General features: G+C 50.1%; 13 protein-coding genes. 5 read left to right on the forward strand and 8 right to left on the reverse strand.

Going from position 1 to position 15,593, the window contains the following annotated elements:
• Nucleotides 1-239: 239 nt before the first annotated feature.
• Nucleotides 240-2,864: an alanine--tRNA ligase gene (gene alaS / locus IPM52_02040; protein ID MBK9290403.1), complete on the reverse strand. Its 2,625-nt coding sequence runs from the start codon at nucleotides 2,862-2,864 to the stop codon at nucleotides 240-242.
• Nucleotides 2,865-2,970: 106 nt separating this feature from the next.
• Here alaS and IPM52_02045 point away from each other — a divergent pair, with 106 nt between their 5' ends.
• Nucleotides 2,971-3,942 (forward strand): M23 family metallopeptidase, encoded by a 972-nt coding sequence (locus tag IPM52_02045; GenBank protein MBK9290404.1) that lies wholly within the window; start codon nucleotides 2,971-2,973, stop codon nucleotides 3,940-3,942.
• 6 nt (nucleotides 3,943-3,948) lie between these two features.
• Nucleotides 3,949-4,326: a MerR family transcriptional regulator gene (locus IPM52_02050; protein MBK9290405.1), complete on the forward strand. Its 378-nt coding sequence runs from the start codon at nucleotides 3,949-3,951 to the stop codon at nucleotides 4,324-4,326.
• Here the strand turns inward: IPM52_02050 and rfaD are convergent.
• Nucleotides 4,299-5,267 carry an ADP-glyceromanno-heptose 6-epimerase gene (gene rfaD / locus IPM52_02055; protein MBK9290406.1) on the reverse strand — a complete coding sequence of 323 codons (969 nt, stop codon included), beginning with the start codon at nucleotides 5,265-5,267 and terminating at the stop codon, nucleotides 4,299-4,301. The two genes, IPM52_02050 and rfaD, sit on opposite strands and share 28 nt — an antisense overlap.
• Nucleotides 5,268-5,372: 105 nt before the next feature.
• Between rfaD and IPM52_02060 the strand changes: the two genes are divergently transcribed.
• The gene (locus tag IPM52_02060) at nucleotides 5,373-7,244 is read left to right on the forward strand and encodes a T9SS type A sorting domain-containing protein (GenBank protein ID MBK9290407.1); all 1,872 of its coding nucleotides are present in this window, start codon (nucleotides 5,373-5,375) and stop codon (nucleotides 7,242-7,244) included.
• Here IPM52_02060 and IPM52_02065 read toward each other — a convergent pair.
• The 3 genes from IPM52_02065 to IPM52_02075 are packed head-to-tail and all read right to left on the reverse strand — an operon-like array spanning nucleotide 7,230 to nucleotide 11,242.
• Nucleotides 7,230-8,303, reverse strand: coding sequence for an RluA family pseudouridine synthase (locus tag IPM52_02065; GenBank protein MBK9290408.1), 1,074 nt, complete (start codon nucleotides 8,301-8,303; stop codon nucleotides 7,230-7,232). The two genes, IPM52_02060 and IPM52_02065, sit on opposite strands and share 15 nt — an antisense overlap.
• Complete coding sequence (locus tag IPM52_02070) at nucleotides 8,300-10,408, reverse strand: T9SS type A sorting domain-containing protein (protein MBK9290409.1); 2,109 nt, start codon at nucleotides 10,406-10,408, stop codon at nucleotides 8,300-8,302. The genes IPM52_02065 and IPM52_02070 overlap by 4 nt, the downstream gene beginning before the upstream one ends.
• Before the next feature lie 3 nt (nucleotides 10,409-10,411).
• Entirely contained in the window at nucleotides 10,412-11,242 is an 831-nt protein-coding gene (locus IPM52_02075) for a PASTA domain-containing protein (protein ID MBK9290410.1), read from the reverse strand.
• 171 nt (nucleotides 11,243-11,413) lie between these two features.
• Between IPM52_02075 and IPM52_02080 the strand changes: the two genes are divergently transcribed.
• Complete coding sequence (locus tag IPM52_02080; protein ID MBK9290411.1) at nucleotides 11,414-12,397, forward strand: D-alanine--D-alanine ligase; 984 nt, start codon at nucleotides 11,414-11,416, stop codon at nucleotides 12,395-12,397.
• A 61-nt stretch (nucleotides 12,398-12,458) separates the two neighbouring features.
• Here the strand turns inward: IPM52_02080 and IPM52_02085 are convergent, their stop codons facing one another.
• Both IPM52_02085 and ung read right to left on the reverse strand, forming a co-directional pair.
• Nucleotides 12,459-13,037, reverse strand: a complete 579-nt coding sequence (locus tag IPM52_02085) for a non-canonical purine NTP diphosphatase (protein MBK9290412.1) — start codon at nucleotides 13,035-13,037, stop codon at nucleotides 12,459-12,461.
• A 17-nt stretch (nucleotides 13,038-13,054) separates the two neighbouring features.
• A complete protein-coding gene (gene ung / locus IPM52_02090) occupies nucleotides 13,055-13,753 on the reverse strand; it encodes a uracil-DNA glycosylase (GenBank protein MBK9290413.1) in 699 nt (232 codons plus the stop codon).
• Between the two features lie 254 nt (nucleotides 13,754-14,007).
• On the opposite strand from ung, the gene IPM52_02095 reads away from it, so the two are divergent.
• Nucleotides 14,008-14,775, forward strand: a complete 768-nt coding sequence (locus tag IPM52_02095; protein MBK9290414.1) for a hypothetical protein — start codon at nucleotides 14,008-14,010, stop codon at nucleotides 14,773-14,775.
• A gap of 1 nt (nucleotide 14,776) precedes the next feature.
• Here IPM52_02095 and IPM52_02100 read toward each other — a convergent pair whose 3' ends face one another.
• Complete coding sequence (locus IPM52_02100; GenBank protein MBK9290415.1) at nucleotides 14,777-15,586, reverse strand: hypothetical protein; 810 nt, start codon at nucleotides 15,584-15,586, stop codon at nucleotides 14,777-14,779.
• Nucleotides 15,587-15,593 lie beyond the last annotated feature (7 nt).

The raw sequence follows: 15,593 nt of genomic DNA on the forward strand, positions 1-15,593 counted from the left end.
GCTTGTTTCCTGATTTCGTTGACCAAATAACTCGTAAGAAACTGAAAATAAGAACAATAATAGGAGTAAAACATTTGAGTGTTTCATTTTCAGATTTTTATTAGTCGGCATAATTACCCGGTTTGCTCAGACGAAATTACGAACATAAATTTGAAACTTCTAATTTAGTTCGTAATATGTCTCAGAAATATAGTTCATTGGGATTAAATTATTAACAGTTCCATCAACAAAAACAGTGCTCAGACAGTCTTCAATGTTTCGAGGAGATCATTAGCGGCTGTGTCCAGTCCTGATGGATTTTTTCCACCGGCAGTTGCCAGAAATTTCTGGCCGCCGCCACCACCCTGAATATGTTTGGCTGCCTGCCGGATCAAAGCTGAGGCATCAAACCCTCTGTTCGTCACCAGCTCGTCGGAAAATGCAAGCACCATGTTCGCTTTGCCATCGAGGCTTCCGTGCAGTAAAACTGCACAATGGTCAGCTTTATTTCTCAGGAGCGATGCGATGCTTTTGAGCATTTCGGTGTCTTCATTCAGCGAGGCTTCGATGATCAAAAGCTTGCCTTCGGTATTTGCATTGCTGTATAACTGCGCAGCGATGCGCGCGGCTTTCTCGCTTTGCATTGCTTCAATCTTTTTCTGCAGATCGTTGTTGTGGTCAGCAAGCTGCTGCACACCCTTTACTATATCGCCCGTGCTGCGCACAATTTCGCGTATCGCATGCAACTGGTCGAGCTGTTTGTCAACCCAGATTTCGGCGGCCCTGCCGGTAACTGCTTCAACGCGGCGTATGCCAGCAGCAATGGCGCCTTCGCTGACAATTTTGAACAGCCCGATCTGACCGGTGGCCGGCACGTGTGTTCCACCACAAAGCTCAACGGAATAATCTCTGTCGAACATGATCACCCTGACCTTTTCGCCGTATTTTTCGCCAAAAAGCGCCATGGCACCCATAGCTTTGGCCTCGTCGAGCGGAATACCATTGAGCTCTTCGCGGGCTACGTTTTCCCGAATTTTTTCATTTACCAGCCGTTCAACTTCGCGTATTTCTTCATGGGTCATTTTCCCAAAATGACTGAAGTCGAAACGAAGGCGTTCATGATCCACGAGCGAACCTTTCTGCTCCACATGTGTGCCCAGCACCCTGCGCAGCGCTGCGTGCATCAGGTGTGTTGCGCTGTGGTTGTTGGCAGTGGCTTTCCGCTTTTCTGCATCCACTCTGGCGATAAATGCACGCTCTGGCCATTGGGGTGGCTCGTTGACGATGTGCACAATCAGGTTGTTTTCCTTGATGGTGTTGACCACCTCTATGCGCTCGTCATGGTTTGTGAGATAACCCGTGTCGCCAACCTGTCCGCCCGACTCGGCATAGAAAGGTGTGCGATCCAGTACGATTTCGTAATGCTTTTTCTTCTTGGCAACAACTTCGCGGTATTTGAGAATTCTGACTTCCTCTTCGAGCTGCTGATAACCGACAAAAATCGTAGGCTGATCGCTTTGGCTCACTACCACCCAGTCGCCGGCAGCTACTTCGGCAGCTTTTCGTGAGCGTTCTTTTTGCTCAGCCAGCTTTTCAGCAAATTCGTCCATGTTGACGCTCAGTCCTTGTTCGCGGGCCAGCAAGTTTGTCAGGTCGATTGGGAAACCATAGGTGTCGAAGAGTTCAAAGGCAAAGGCGCCGCTGATTTCGGTGCCTTCGGGATGATTGGCCACATGATGCTCGAAACGTCGGATACCATGCGAAAGTGTGCGCAGGAATGCAGCCTCTTCTTCGTGTATTACCTTAGATACCAGATCCTTTTGCTTTTCAAGCTCTTCGAATGTGTCGGCCATCTTGCCCGAAAGTACGGGGAGCAATTTGTACACAAAGGGCTCATCAAAACCTAGGTAGGTGTATCCGTAGCGGATAGCCCTGCGCAAAATGCGACGGATTACGTAGCCTGCACCGGTGTTCGAAGGCAACTGGCCGTCGGCAATGGTAAATGCAACTGCCCGCAGGTGATCGGCTATTACCCGCATTGCAACGTCGGATTGCTCATTGCTACCATAGCTTTTGCCCGATAATCTGGAAATCTCGGCTATGATATCCTGAAAAATGTCTGTGTCGTAGTTCGATTTTTTGCCTTGAAGCACCATAGTCAGGCGTTCGAAGCCCATGCCTGTATCCACATGGCGGGCAGGGAGTTTCTCAAGCTTACCCGATGCGGTGCGATTGAATTCGATAAATACAAGATTCCAGATCTCGATTACCAGGGGATGCCCTGTATTAACCAGGTCTTTGCCTGCAATGGCATCGCATTCGTGCTGGTCGCGAATGTCCACATGTATTTCAGAGCATGGGCCGCACGGGCCTGTGTCGCCCATTTCCCAGAAATTGTCTTTTTTGCTGCCGTAAATGATGCGTTCTACCGGAACGATTTCTTTCCAATAAGAAAATGATTCATCATCGCGTTCAAGCTGTTCGGCAGGATCTCCCCCAAACACAGTTACATAAAGCCGGTCTTTTTCAATGCCATACACTTCGGTGAGCAACTCCCATGCCCAGGCGATGGCTTCTTTTTTGAAATAATCGCCAAACGACCAGTTGCCAAGCATCTCGAACATGGTGTGGTGGTATGTGTCGTAGCCTACCTCCTCAAGGTCGTTGTGTTTGCCCGAAACTCGCAGACATTTTTGTGTGTCTGCAATACGGGGCGCCTTGGGCTGTGCATTACCGAGAAAATATTCCTTAAACTGGTTCATGCCGGCATTGGTAAACATGAGTGTAGGGTCATCCTTCACCACAATCGGAGCCGAGGGAACAATAAGATGCGATTTGGACCTGAAAAAATCCAGAAAAGTCTTTCTAATTTCTACCGAGTTCATTACGAGATGCTTATGGGTTATTTTCCAATTTTTAACATGGGGAAACAGGCTGCAAATTTAGTTTAAAATGTTAACTTTGCTTGTTGCAAAAATTAAGCCCGGGCTGATGGCCAAACCAAAATATGTTTTTAATCAGAAAACGCTCAGCTATGAGCCATATCGCGTAACATGGAAGCTCCGTCTGTGGCGTTTCTTCACATTTATACTCACGAGCGGGGCGTTTGGTGCAGTTGCATTTTTATTATTTCTGGAGTTCTTTGGTTCGCCCACTGAGCGCCGCCTGCGCAGAGAGCTTGAAAACATGGCGTTTCAATATGAGCAGTTAAATGATAAAATGGAAAACATGGAAAAACTGCTCAAAGATATTCAGCAACGTGACGATAACATTTACCGCATTATTTTTGAAGCCGAGCCTGTTCCCTCGAGCATCAGGCAAGCGGGTTATGGCGGGGTTGACCGCTATGCCAGCCTGACAGGATTCAACAATTCAGAATTGATTATTGAAACACATAAAAGGCTGGATCGTATTGCAAGTCAGTTGTATGTGCAATCGAAATCGTTCGACGAAGTTTACGAGCTTGCACGCGACAAATCGCGAATGCTGGCCTCGCTTCCGGCAATTCAGCCCTTGCGCCTCAATGATTTCCGTGCGATTACTTCGCATTATGGGGTGAGGTTAGATCCGTTTTACAAAGTGTACAAATTTCACGAGGGGGTCGACTTTTCTACTCCGGTGGGTACAGAAGTGTTTGCCACAGGAGATGGCGTAGTCGAATCAGTTGACCGGAACTATTTTGGTTACGGCAATACCATTATCATCAATCACGGCTATGGATATCAGACCGTTTATGCACACCTCAGTGCGTTTTCGGTGAAGAAAGGTGAAAAGGTAAAGCGCGGACAGAAAATAGGAAAGACGGGCAACTCAGGCAAGAGCACTTCTCCACACCTGCATTATGAAGTGCGAAAAAATGGTCGGCCGGTAAATCCGATCAATTTCTTCTTCAACGACCTTACTCCCGAGCAATACAAGCAAATTCTTGAGTTGTCTGCACTACCTTCGCAATCGATGGACTAATTGCTTATGGCCAAATCTGAGAAGGTTTATTACAGCATTGGCGAGGTGGCTGCGATGTTCAATGTAAGCACCTCGCTCATCCGTTTCTGGGAGAAAGAATTTGATGTGCTCAGGCCGCATAAAAACAAGAAGGGAAACCGGCTTTTCACGCAACGCGACCTTAAAAACCTTCACATCATTTACAACCTGGTCAAAATTAAAGGTTACACCCTTCAGGGCGCAAGAGAAGCTATCAGGAATGATTTCGAAGACCTTGACCGTAAGATGACCATTCTGCAAACGCTCCAGGCAGCACATTCTTTGCTGCAAGAGCTCGACAAAGAATTGGAATCGCGTCAGAAACCAGAAACTCCTGCTCAGAAAAAGCGTCCTTCGGCCAGATAATTTCCGATATAGTCCGCTACTCCATCTTCAAGGGTGGTGAAGGCCTTGTCGTAACCGGCACGACGCAGTTTCGACATATCAGCCTCGGTAAAATACTGATACTTATCCCGAATGTCTTCCGGAGTGTCAGCAAATTGAATCTCAGGCGTCCGGCCCATTGCCTTAAACGAAGCATACGCCAGATCGAGAAAAGTGCGTGCTTTTCCGGTGCCGAGATTGTACAGCCCGCTCTGAGGTTGCCGGTTCATAAGGAAAACGATGACCGAAGCCACATCTTTCACATACACGAAGTCGCGCAATTGCTTGCCGTCTTCAAAATCGGGCCGGTGCGACCTGAAAAGCACCATACGGCCACTCTGACTGATTTGCCTGAAAGCGTGGAAAATCACTGAAGCCATCCGGCCCTTGTGATACTCATTGGGGCCGTACACATTAAAAAACTTTAGGCCAGCCCAAAAGGGAGGGGTGTGGTCTTGCCTCAGCACCCATTTGTCCACCTCATTCTTTGATACACCATACGGATTGAGCGGGCTCAAACGGAACGGCAGCTCGTGGTCGTCGGTATAGCCCAGGCTGCCATCACCGTATGTGGCTGCAGATGAAGCATATACAAAAGGTATATCGTGGCTGCTGCAAATTTTCCACAACGATTGTGTGTAGCGTACATTCAGCTCGTCGAAAATACTGGCATTAAACTCGGTGGTATCGGTGCGTGCACCAAGATGAATTACCCATTCCACTCCGGCTGCATGCTGCAGCAGCCAGTTTTCAAATACATCTCTATGAATCAGCTCTTTGTATTTCTTGCCTTCGAAATTCGGCTTTTTGTCGCTGCGGCTGAAGTCGTCCACAAGCACCAGCTGCGAGGCAGGAAAAGCCTCCGAAAGCGCTCCTGCAACCACACTGCCAATAAAGCCGGCAGCCCCGGTAACAACAATCATACACTTAATTTTTGGCAAATTTAGAGAATAAGGCGGGCGAAACAGCCGGGAATTTGCAATGTTTCCCGACTTTTGCAATGTAACGTCTCCAATATCATTCGTATAATGAAACTGCGTTTGCCTTTTCTGCTGACTGTTCTGTTGCTTTTGTTTCATCCGTTGGCTCACCTCAAAGCCCAGTTGGCAGATGTATCGCAGCCGCTGGTACAGCAAAAGGCATACGAAGGTTTGGTGTTGAAACAAAATTTGCCATCTGTTCCCCCTCGACCCGAGGTGCCTGAGGACGACAATGCTCCTTTTCCCCGCCCGGCCGGTTATGTGATTGGTCACGATGTGGTGTTCGGGATGGATGAGGATTGGCAGGTGGATGTAGTGCATGGGGTGCGCTACTGGCGAACCACTGTTGTTTTGGATCGTCCGGCCTCTGTGGCATTTTACTTCGGGCATTTCGACCCCGGCAGCAATGGTCGCCTCTATGTGACCTCGGACGAAAGCGACTGGGTTGGGGCCTTTACCCGGAAAAGTTCGGCGATTGGAGAACCTTTTGCCATTGCCCCCATGCGTGGGAGGAAGTTTACGCTGCATTTTGAACTTCCCGAAGGTGACAAGGATTTTTACATCAGGCTCAGCCAGCTGGGGGTTATGTATGATGAAAAGACAGAGAAAGGCTTTGGCACTTCGGGGCCTTGCGAGGTCAATGTCAACTGCAGCGAGGGCGACAACTGGCAGCAGCAGAAAAGGGGAGTGGTACGCATCCTGGTCAGGCAGGGTAGTTTCCTGTTTTATTGTTCAGGTTCGCTGATCAACAATACGGCCAATGATGGCACACCATACCTTCTGACTGCCAACCACTGCGGAGAAAATGCCAGCGCTTCGGACTATGCCCAGTGGGTCTTTTCGTTCAATTACGAATCGGCCACCTGTACCAACCCCCTTGTGGAACCTGTTTACCGGACAATGACCGGCGCCTCGCTTGTTTCCAGGGCCATTCCGGGCACACAGAGCGGCTCGGATTTCAAGTTGCTGCGGCTCAATCAGAATGTGCCGGCCTGGTATCAGCCCTATTACAATGGCTGGTCGCGTCGCAATCAGATCAGCTCCACGGGTGTGGGCATCCACCATCCTGACGGCGACCTGAAAAAGATCTCTACCTACACTTCACAACCAGTGTCGAGCGGCTATGGCACCGGCGGCAACAATCCCAACGAAAAATACTGGCGCGTCCAGTGGTCAGCCACACCCAATGGTCACGGCGTGACGGAAGGTGGCTCGTCGGGTTCGCCGCTGTTCAACAGCGATGGCCTGATTGCCGGGATGCTCACCGGCGGCTCGTCGAGCTGTTCCAATACCTCCGGCTTCGATTTTTACGGCAAGTTCAGTTTTTCATGGGAGTCGAACGGACAGGAGGCTGCCAATCAGCTGCGACCCTGGCTCGATCCGCTCAACACCGGACAGGAGGTGCTTCAGGGACTGGACTCGGATCCGCTTTTCCTTGTGGCTGGCTTTACAGCTGCACGTAACGAAATAGCTATCAATCAGTTTGTGGAATTTGACAACACCTCAGGCGGTTATATCGAAAACTATGCCTGGCATTTTCCGGGCGGAGAACCTTCAACGAGCAACAAACAAAACCCTGGTCCGATACTCTACCGAAGCTATGGCAACTTCGACGTACAGCTGATCGTGAGCAATCCGGTGCGAAGCGATACACTCATCCGCAAAAACTATGTGCAGGTAAAACCTTTTGTTTATCCCAACCCTTCAGATGGTGAATTTGTCGTGAGTTTCGGAGTGGACCTGACTGCCGATATCGAAGTCTCGGTGTTCGATGCTTTTGGAAGGGAGCAATCGGCGCTCGTTTTCAATCAGACCAATAAGCTCAGGATACTATTGCCCCAGGCCGCTAAAGGAATTTATTTGCTGAAAATCCGCGACAGATACGTTGAGAAACAGCTTAAAGTGCTAATTGTCAGATGATTCGGTTTCCGGTAGGTTGCGGTGACCCACGTAATTTTCCCAACGATTCAGCAGTTCTGCAAAGTCATCCGGAAGTGTGGATTCGAAGCGCATTTCTTTTCCGGAGTCCGGATGAACAAACCCCAGGCTCATGGCATGCAGGGCATGCCTTGGCATGATGTTGAAACAGTTGGCAACAAACTGTTTGTATTTCGAGAATGTGGTGCCTTTCAGTATGTTATCGCCTCCGTAACGGGCATCGTTGAAAAGCGGATGGTCGATGTGACGCATGTGCGCCCTGATCTGGTGGGTGCGTCCGGTTTCGAGGCGGCATTCCACCAGGCTGACGTAGCCATATGAGCGAAGCACACGATAGTGCGTGACGGCTTCCTTGCCATGCGATCCGTCGGGGAATACGTCCATCCGCAACCGGTCGCGCAGGCTGCGACCGATATGACCTTCTATGGTGCCCTGCGATGGCCTGGGTTCGCCCCAAACCAGCGCCTGATACCTTCTGTATATAGCGTGCTCAAAAAACTGTCTGGCCAGAATGGTCTGCGCCAACTCGTTCTTTGCTACAATCATCAGACCTGTTGTGTCCTTATCAATGCGATGGACAAGGTAGCCAAAACGGTTCTCAACCTCAGACCCGTTCCGGGCAAAGTGCCATGCCAGCGCATTGAGCAGCGTACCGGAATAGTTTCCGTGGCCTGGATGCACCACCAGACCTGCCTGTTTGTTAACCACAATCAGCGATTCATCCTCATACACCACCTCAACAGGGATTTGCTGGGGGATGATCTCGATCTCGCGTGGAGGAAAGCTGAAAACCACCGTGACCACATCGGAAGGCTTAACCCTGTAGTTTTGCTTGACAGCCTGGCCGTTTACAAGGATATTTCCGGCTTTGGCAGCCTGCTGTATGCGGTTGCGCGAAGCGTTTTCAATGCGGTTTTGAAGGTATTTGTCAATGCGGATCAGCGACTGTCCTTTGTCGACAACAAAACGGAAATGCTCGTACAACTCGGCACTCTCGTCCTGCAATTCCTCTTCGCGATCTATGGGATTGTCGTGGATCATTGGGGTTGAACAAGCAATCGTGCGTGATATACCAAATGATTTTTTTCAAAGATTGAGACTACATAAGTGCCTGGCCTGAGGTCGTGCAGATCAATTTGCTCCCTGTAGGGCAAGGTTTTGATCAACCGGCCACTGATGTCGCTGATAAGAACCTGGGTATCAGGCCCGAGGGTGTGTCCAGTATCAATGTTAATCTTATTTGTGGCTGGATTTGGCCAGATGCGGAAAGTGTTGTGATCAGCAAACTCGGTTTGCCCCACGAGGTAGGGCTTGCCAAACACAGGCCGGATCATCAGCGCACCATCAATCTGGCTGTTGCGCCAGATGCCGTCGGTATTGATAAACAGGTATTGCCGGCTGTTGTTTACCCTGTCGAGACCGATGTTCAGGCTGCCGGGTTCTTCCTGCATGAGTCCTACATAGAATGTTCCGCCGATCACTACTGGCTGATCGATAGTGTAGAGATGGAATCCGTAACGCTCGTCGCTCCACTGAGGTCGCAGGCGGACTTTGCGGTATGCAATCTGTCCGGGTTGCCCGGCAAGGTCGCGCCAGACGATCAGGTCGAAAAGCCGGCTGTTGCCGTCGTTGAGGGTGCGATTGAAAAGAAACTGCACCCCTGTGAGGGTATCGGGTGTGTTGAGCTGAAACTGATAGGCCAGGTAGGCGCCGGCCGGCTCGAGGCTATACCCGGCTTCCGGTGTACCGTCGTCGTACGCAAAATAATTGTAAAACCCCTGGAGGTATTCGAGGCTGTCGCCCAGATGTGTATGCGGGCCAGTGCCATTGACCCGGTGAACAATTTTGAACGAGGTAGTATCAATACCAAAGTCGAGTTTAAACAATGCAGCCACACTGGGGCAGGCCTGAGAGCAGCTTTCACTGCATTGCAGGAAGCCGTTCAGGTGAAACGGAGGTAACGCACAAATGCCCCCGTCCCAGTCAAATTGCTGATCTCCATTAGTCTGATTTACAGAGTATTGATAATTGGTGTTGATCACTTCGTTGCTTAGGTTGGTAATTTTCAGCTCGAGGCCTGGCTTTACTGATGGGGTGGGCGCCGCACGGTATTGTCGGTAGGGCATGGTTTCGTAGCGCCGAAGGAAGGAGGGTGCACGGCCGGAGAAACCTACATAATCATGAAACTTATCCTGGTGATTTCGGTTGATATCGAGATGAATGAGGTCAAGGTTCCACTGATCTACATTGCTTCGGTTTCCCGGGTTGGTGGCATCGGCTATGGATGCCCAGTTGTAAAAGCGAAATCGAAAATCATGCGTAAAGAACTTGCTGTCGGTCAGCGGAATGAGTACCTGCCGGAACCTGGTCTGGTAAACCGTTTCAAATTCTTCGAGCGACATGCCGCGACCCGACCAGATGTGCTCCCAGGCAATCTCGTCGGTAAACACAGAGTCGCATGGAAGGGTAATGTCGTCGCCCCAGGTATAATTCCGGTTGCTGATCATAAACATGCCAGGGGTGCAGGTGGAGGGCGACCAGACGGTGTCGAGCGGACGTATGGCATTGATGCCCTGAGCGATAAGGATAAGATCCACAGGGATGGTAATGGAATCGATGTAATCGAGCACCAGGCGGCCGGTGGGGTAGCCGAATTCCAAGACGAGCGAGTCGGTGGGTTCAGGACGGTCGCCACGTCCCTGAGGTTGGTAATAAAAGCTGAAATACACCGAATCGGCTGGGCTGATGGCCCGGGCTTGTGGTTCGAATACCGAGTCAAGGCGTATGGGTCTGGAAGTCAGATAGTCAGCTACAAAAGGCACCGAAACAGCATGCTTGTAAACTTTGCCATTTTTGTCGAGCACATCGAAAGTGGCTGCACCTGCACTGGGCGGATCAACAGGAAAATCTTTGTTTATAAACACGTGATTGTCCGCCCATTTGACCGGATCCGGAGCATAAGAACTGGAGTTGAAGTGCTCGGTGAAAGGCATGGTGAGGGCGTTGGCGGCTTTGTTTTTCAGGTTAGGTACCGACGCAGCTTGGTCGTGAAGCAGAGGATTGATTTGCAATCCTGTGACCCTTTCCTGGGCAAAGGCGGATGAACAAAATGTAATCCCAATCAGGAAGGCTATGGTTTTTTTCATGTGCTAAAACTCTGGTTCTTCGGGTATTGCCTCAATTGTATCGGCCGGTTCGTTTTCAATCAGATAAAGACTATCGCGTATGTAGCGGTTGAAATTGATGGCATTTTCCGACTTGTAATACACGGTGATGAATGTGCCGGGCTTGACAGGTTGCGATTTGTGGTAAAAAGGCAGCACCCTGTATGCTCTGCCATTTTCGCGCGTGCAGCCGTCCTCGAAATATTCGTTTCCAAGATTGAGGCCGTTGCTGTGCAGGGTCGTTCTCAGTTCATCCGGCCTGAGACCGATCAACATGGGGAAAGGAACCCTGAAATCCTCGCCTCCGTCGCCCAAAACCAGGTCAATTTCTGACCCCCGGAACAGTTGCTCGCCGGGTTCGATGGGCATGCCCTTGTGCAACTGCCTGACCACTGCATTTCGGGCAAAATGTGGTGTGTAGCTTATCTCGCCCGTGAGCAGGCCGGCAGACTCAAGACTTGCAAGTGCCTGACGCAAAGAGAGATTAACCAGATTAGGCACGTTTACTTTTTCGGGCTGACGTGCTGCAATCACCAGATAAACATTGCGTCCCTGCTTGACTTTTGCTCCCGGATAGGGATCCTGCTGCAACACTGCGCCATAGTTGCCTTCTTTCTGGTAAATGCTGTCGGTAATGATGAAGTTGAACAACCTGCCATACTCACTGATAATCTTCTGATGATCCATGCCGGTGTAATCGGGAATCACATAGACCTTGCCATGCCGGGTAAAGCTGTTGAGCATGGTTATGGCAAACCAAATGAGGGCAAGTGTGAGCAAAACAGCAAGCAGAATATGTATTGCAAGTCGCTTCATGATGTGATTTTAAGCAAACGTGCCACAGGGGCTTTTTCTTACTTTTGTGCGCGATTTAATTATCTGCAATGTCCTTAAATTAATTAGGACGGACACGCCCGGCAAAATTAAGGTTTTTCATCGCTTGCGGGCGCCAGGGTGTCTCAGGCATTAACCGGTAAACAAATTATAATGGATTCGAGAAAGAAAGTTGCAGTGGTTTGCGGGGGCTATTCCGGCGAGTTTGAAGTGTCGGCCGGCAGTGGCCAGGTGGTCTTCGATGCGCTCGACCGGAAGGTGTTCGAGCCTTATCTGGTTTTCATCTTCCAGGACAAATGGATCTGCCGGGACCATTCCGGAGCACAACATCCGATTGACAGAAACGATTTCTCTGTGCAGCTTGTGCATGGAAAACTGTTTTTTGATGCGGTGTTCATCGCAGTTCATGGCGTGCCGGGAGAAGACGGCAAACTGCAGGGCTATTTCGATATGCTTGGATTGCCCTACACCAGCTGCAATGCCGTGGTTTCGGCGCTCACCTTCAATAAGCATTTCTGCAAGCAGGTGGTTGCACATACCGGCATCCGGCTTTCGCGCTCCATCCTGCTAAGGAAAGGCGAAGCGATTGATTCAGAAGAAATGATCAGGCTTCTCGGCTTCCCAATGTTTGTAAAACCCAACAGCAATGGCTCGAGTGTGGGTGTGAGCAAGGTGAAAACTGCGGAGCAATTGCTCCCGGCCATCGAACACGCGTTCAGTTACGACCAAGAAGTGCTGGTTGAGGAGGCTATCCATGGAAGGGAGATTGCCTGCGGCATTTTTGAGTTCAAAGGCAGGATGATGGTCTTCCCGCTGACAGAAATTATTTCGCACAACGAGTTTTTCGACTACGAAGCCAAATATACCGCCGGCAAATCGGAGGAGATCACGCCGGCCAGGCTGGATGAGGAAACCGTTTTTGAGATTCAGGCAACCACAGTAAATCTGTATAAGTGGTTGGGATGCAGAGGGATAGTCAGGTTCGACTATATTCTCTCCGACAAGGGGTTGTATTTCCTTGAGGTGAACACTGTCCCCGGATTTTCACGGGCCAGCATCATCCCCCAGCAGGCGCAGGCGATGGGGCTGAGCCTCGAACAACTCTTTGGGATGGCTGTACAAAATGTATTGCCCTGATTGTTGCGCAACCATCTGGAAGACGGTGTGATTCGTAGTAAACAGGGCAAGTAACTGAATATCAAAGATTTTTAAGATAACTGATCAGCTTTTCAGTGGCCAGCGCCCTGTGACTGATTTTGTTTTTTTCATCCGGACTCATCTCGGCAAAGGTTTTTTCGAAACCATCGGGCAGAAAAACGGGGTCGTAACCAAATCCGCCATCGCCACGGATGTCGGATGTGATGTGTCCATTTACCACACCCTCGAAGAGCAGGGTTTCATTTCCGTCAACCAGGGCGATGACTGTGACGAACCGGGCTTTTCGGTTTTCTTTTCCCGACAGGGCTTTCAGGAGTTTTTTTACATTGTTGGCGTAGCTGGCATTTTGGCCGGCATACCGGGCCGAATAAACCCCTGGTGCGCCATCCAGGGCTTCCACTTCCAGGCCGGTATCGTCGGCAAAAACCGGAAGATTGAACTTTTCGAAGATGAAACGTGCTTTCTGAAGCGCGTTGCCTGCAATCGTATCTGCGGTTTCGGGGATTTCGCCCGAAAACCCGATCTCGCTGAGGCTAAGGATATGGATGTTCTGGCCTGCGATGGCCCGGATTTCTTCGAGTTTGTGTTTGTTGTTGGTAGCAAAGATCAGGGTTTTCATAAACTTCCGGGGATGAATCATAGTTGCCAGTCGATGGCGCCGTAACCTATTCTGTCGAGGATTTCGTTTGTTTTCGAGAAGTGTTTGCAGCCAAAGAACCCCCTCGAAGCTGAGAGTGGGGAAGGGTGGGGGGCGGTGAGCACAAAGTGTTTTTCGGTGTCGATGAGGGCTTGTTTTGCAATGGCATATTTCCCCCAAAGCAAAAACACCACACCGGCCCGGTATTCCGAGATGGCACGGATGGCAGCATCGGTAAATTGTTCCCAACCTTTGCCCTGATGCGATCCGGGCATGTCTTTGCGAACGGTCAGGGTGGCGTTGAGCAACAATACCCCACGGGCGGCCCATTGCTCCAGGTTGCCGTGTCCGGGATCGCGAAACCCAACGTCGCTGCTCAGCTCTTTGTAGATATTTCTCAGGCTGGGCGGAATTTCCACGCCGTAAGGTACTGAAAAACAGAGGCCATGCGCCTGGCTAGGCCCATGGTAAGGATCCTGTCCGAGGATGACAACTTTTACAGCTGGCAGAGGTGTGCTGTTGAAGGCATTGAAAATAAGGTGACCAGGAGGATACACAATGTGCTGCCTCCGCTCCTCGACAAAGAAATCGCGCAACAGCTGAAAATAAGGGGCATCAAACTCATCCTGAAGCACTTCGAGCCATGTGGCTTCAAGTTCGGGTTTTCGTGTTTGCGATATATCTGTCGGCCCGGTCATGTATTATGGGTTGGGATGCGTCAAAGATCCACCTGCAGAAAAGCAAATTCGATTACATTTGCACTGTAAGCCGTAAAATTATGAAAAAACTGTTGTCATACTTTGTTGCCCTCGTGATTCTGACATTGGCTGCCGGCGCATGCAAGTCGAGCAGCAAATGTGCCGCTTATGGTGAAGTGCACAAATACCAGAAAGAAGTCAAATACTGATAGCTTCGGACTGGTGGCAATCCTCCGAGAAAAAACTCATGCCGGATGAGGTACGCCGCATTATGTTTGCTTGTTTTGCTCTTCCTGCCCCCGGCAATACGAGGGCAAAACCTGATGCTTGCCGATACCCTTGATAACCTGATTATTTACAGCAACGAAAAATCCGGCCTGGTGCAGGCCCACTCCAATGGCATCGGCATTGGCTACCGTACAGGTGTGAACCGCAGCATCCTGACCACCCGCTCGTGGGCGTTCGATTTTGTGAGTTTGCAATCGCCCAAACAGGTCAAAACCATCAATCCGTATTACACCAATTCGCGGCGCTATGTGTACGGCAAACTGAACGATGTGTTTGTTCTCCGGGCAGGGATATCCGAAAAATATCTTCTCAACCGTAAACCTTACTGGGGTGGGGTTGAGGTGCGCTGGCTCTGGGAAACAGGCGCCAGCATGGCCTTCGAAAAGCCTTATTACCTCTTTGTGATCCGCCTGGTACCCGGGCCGGGTGGAAATTTGTCATATACAATTGATACCGAGAAGTTTAACAGTGATGTATCCTGGGACGACATCTACGGTAAGGCGCCATTTACCAGAGGTATTGACGAAATAAAACTGCGTCCGGGCGCCTATGGCAAACTTGGTTTCAACTTCGAATTCGGCAATGTGCGCACGGCAACCCGTGCGGTAGAGGTTGGTGTGGCAGCCGATGTGCACCCATTTGGAGTAAGCATTATGCAGGGGCAGGCAAACCAGAGGTTTTTCCTGAATTTTTACCTCAGCTATGCCATGGGCAAGCGCTTCAATAAATACTGAATCAGAATCTGTAAGTCAGGATCACATCCAACCGCCTGGCTTTGTTGTTGTTCGCTCCACGATCCTTAATCCAGGTGTAGTCAATCCCAAAGTTGAATTTAGTGGGGGTCAGCAATTCTACTGTGACCTGACCCAGATTGGGCCGGGGATATTTTTTGTCTTTTTCGGCTGCATCACTTATGGCAACCAGCCTGAAAAGGTTGAACGAGTAGGTGGCAAGGGATTGAATGACAAGGAAATCCGTGATCGCAAAGTCGAAAAATACCGACGGACCAGCCGAATAATACAAACCATGAGGCTCCCGCGTTTTGCCGTTAACCGGAATACCTTGCGGATTGCGTTCGTAAGAATAGGAGCCAAGAATAAAGTCGTTGATGTTGAAACCGGCGGCCACACTCATTCTGCCTGGCTCGTTCAGGTTCCATCCCCAACTGCCAAAACCTAACAGATGCGACAGCGTGGTGCCTTCCTGACGATTCACTACCGAAGGGTCCTTTATTGCCTGACCAAGCAGCGAGATGGCATCGCCTACGCTTTTATTTTGCCAGTAGAAGCGCCGATCGCCTTTTTCAAGCACATAATCTTTCCAGTCAATCTTTAGTGAGAAAGCCGACTGACGATGGTTTTCAGGAAAAGGCATTCCCGGATTCGACATCATTGATCGCATCAACCCAAAACCCCAACGGTCGTACTCGTAAAAAGTGTACTTGCCGAATTTGAAGTCGTTGAGTTGCTGGGTGAATACAGCGTTGGAAATGACAAAGAGCATAGCCAACAGGCTAATTTGTCGGATAAGTGTGGGCTTTTTCATCGGGCTT

The sequence above is a fragment of the Bacteroidota bacterium genome, from assembly GCA_016715945.1.
In the GTDB taxonomy this organism is placed as follows: Bacteria; Bacteroidota; Bacteroidia; order Bacteroidales; family F082; genus JALNZU01.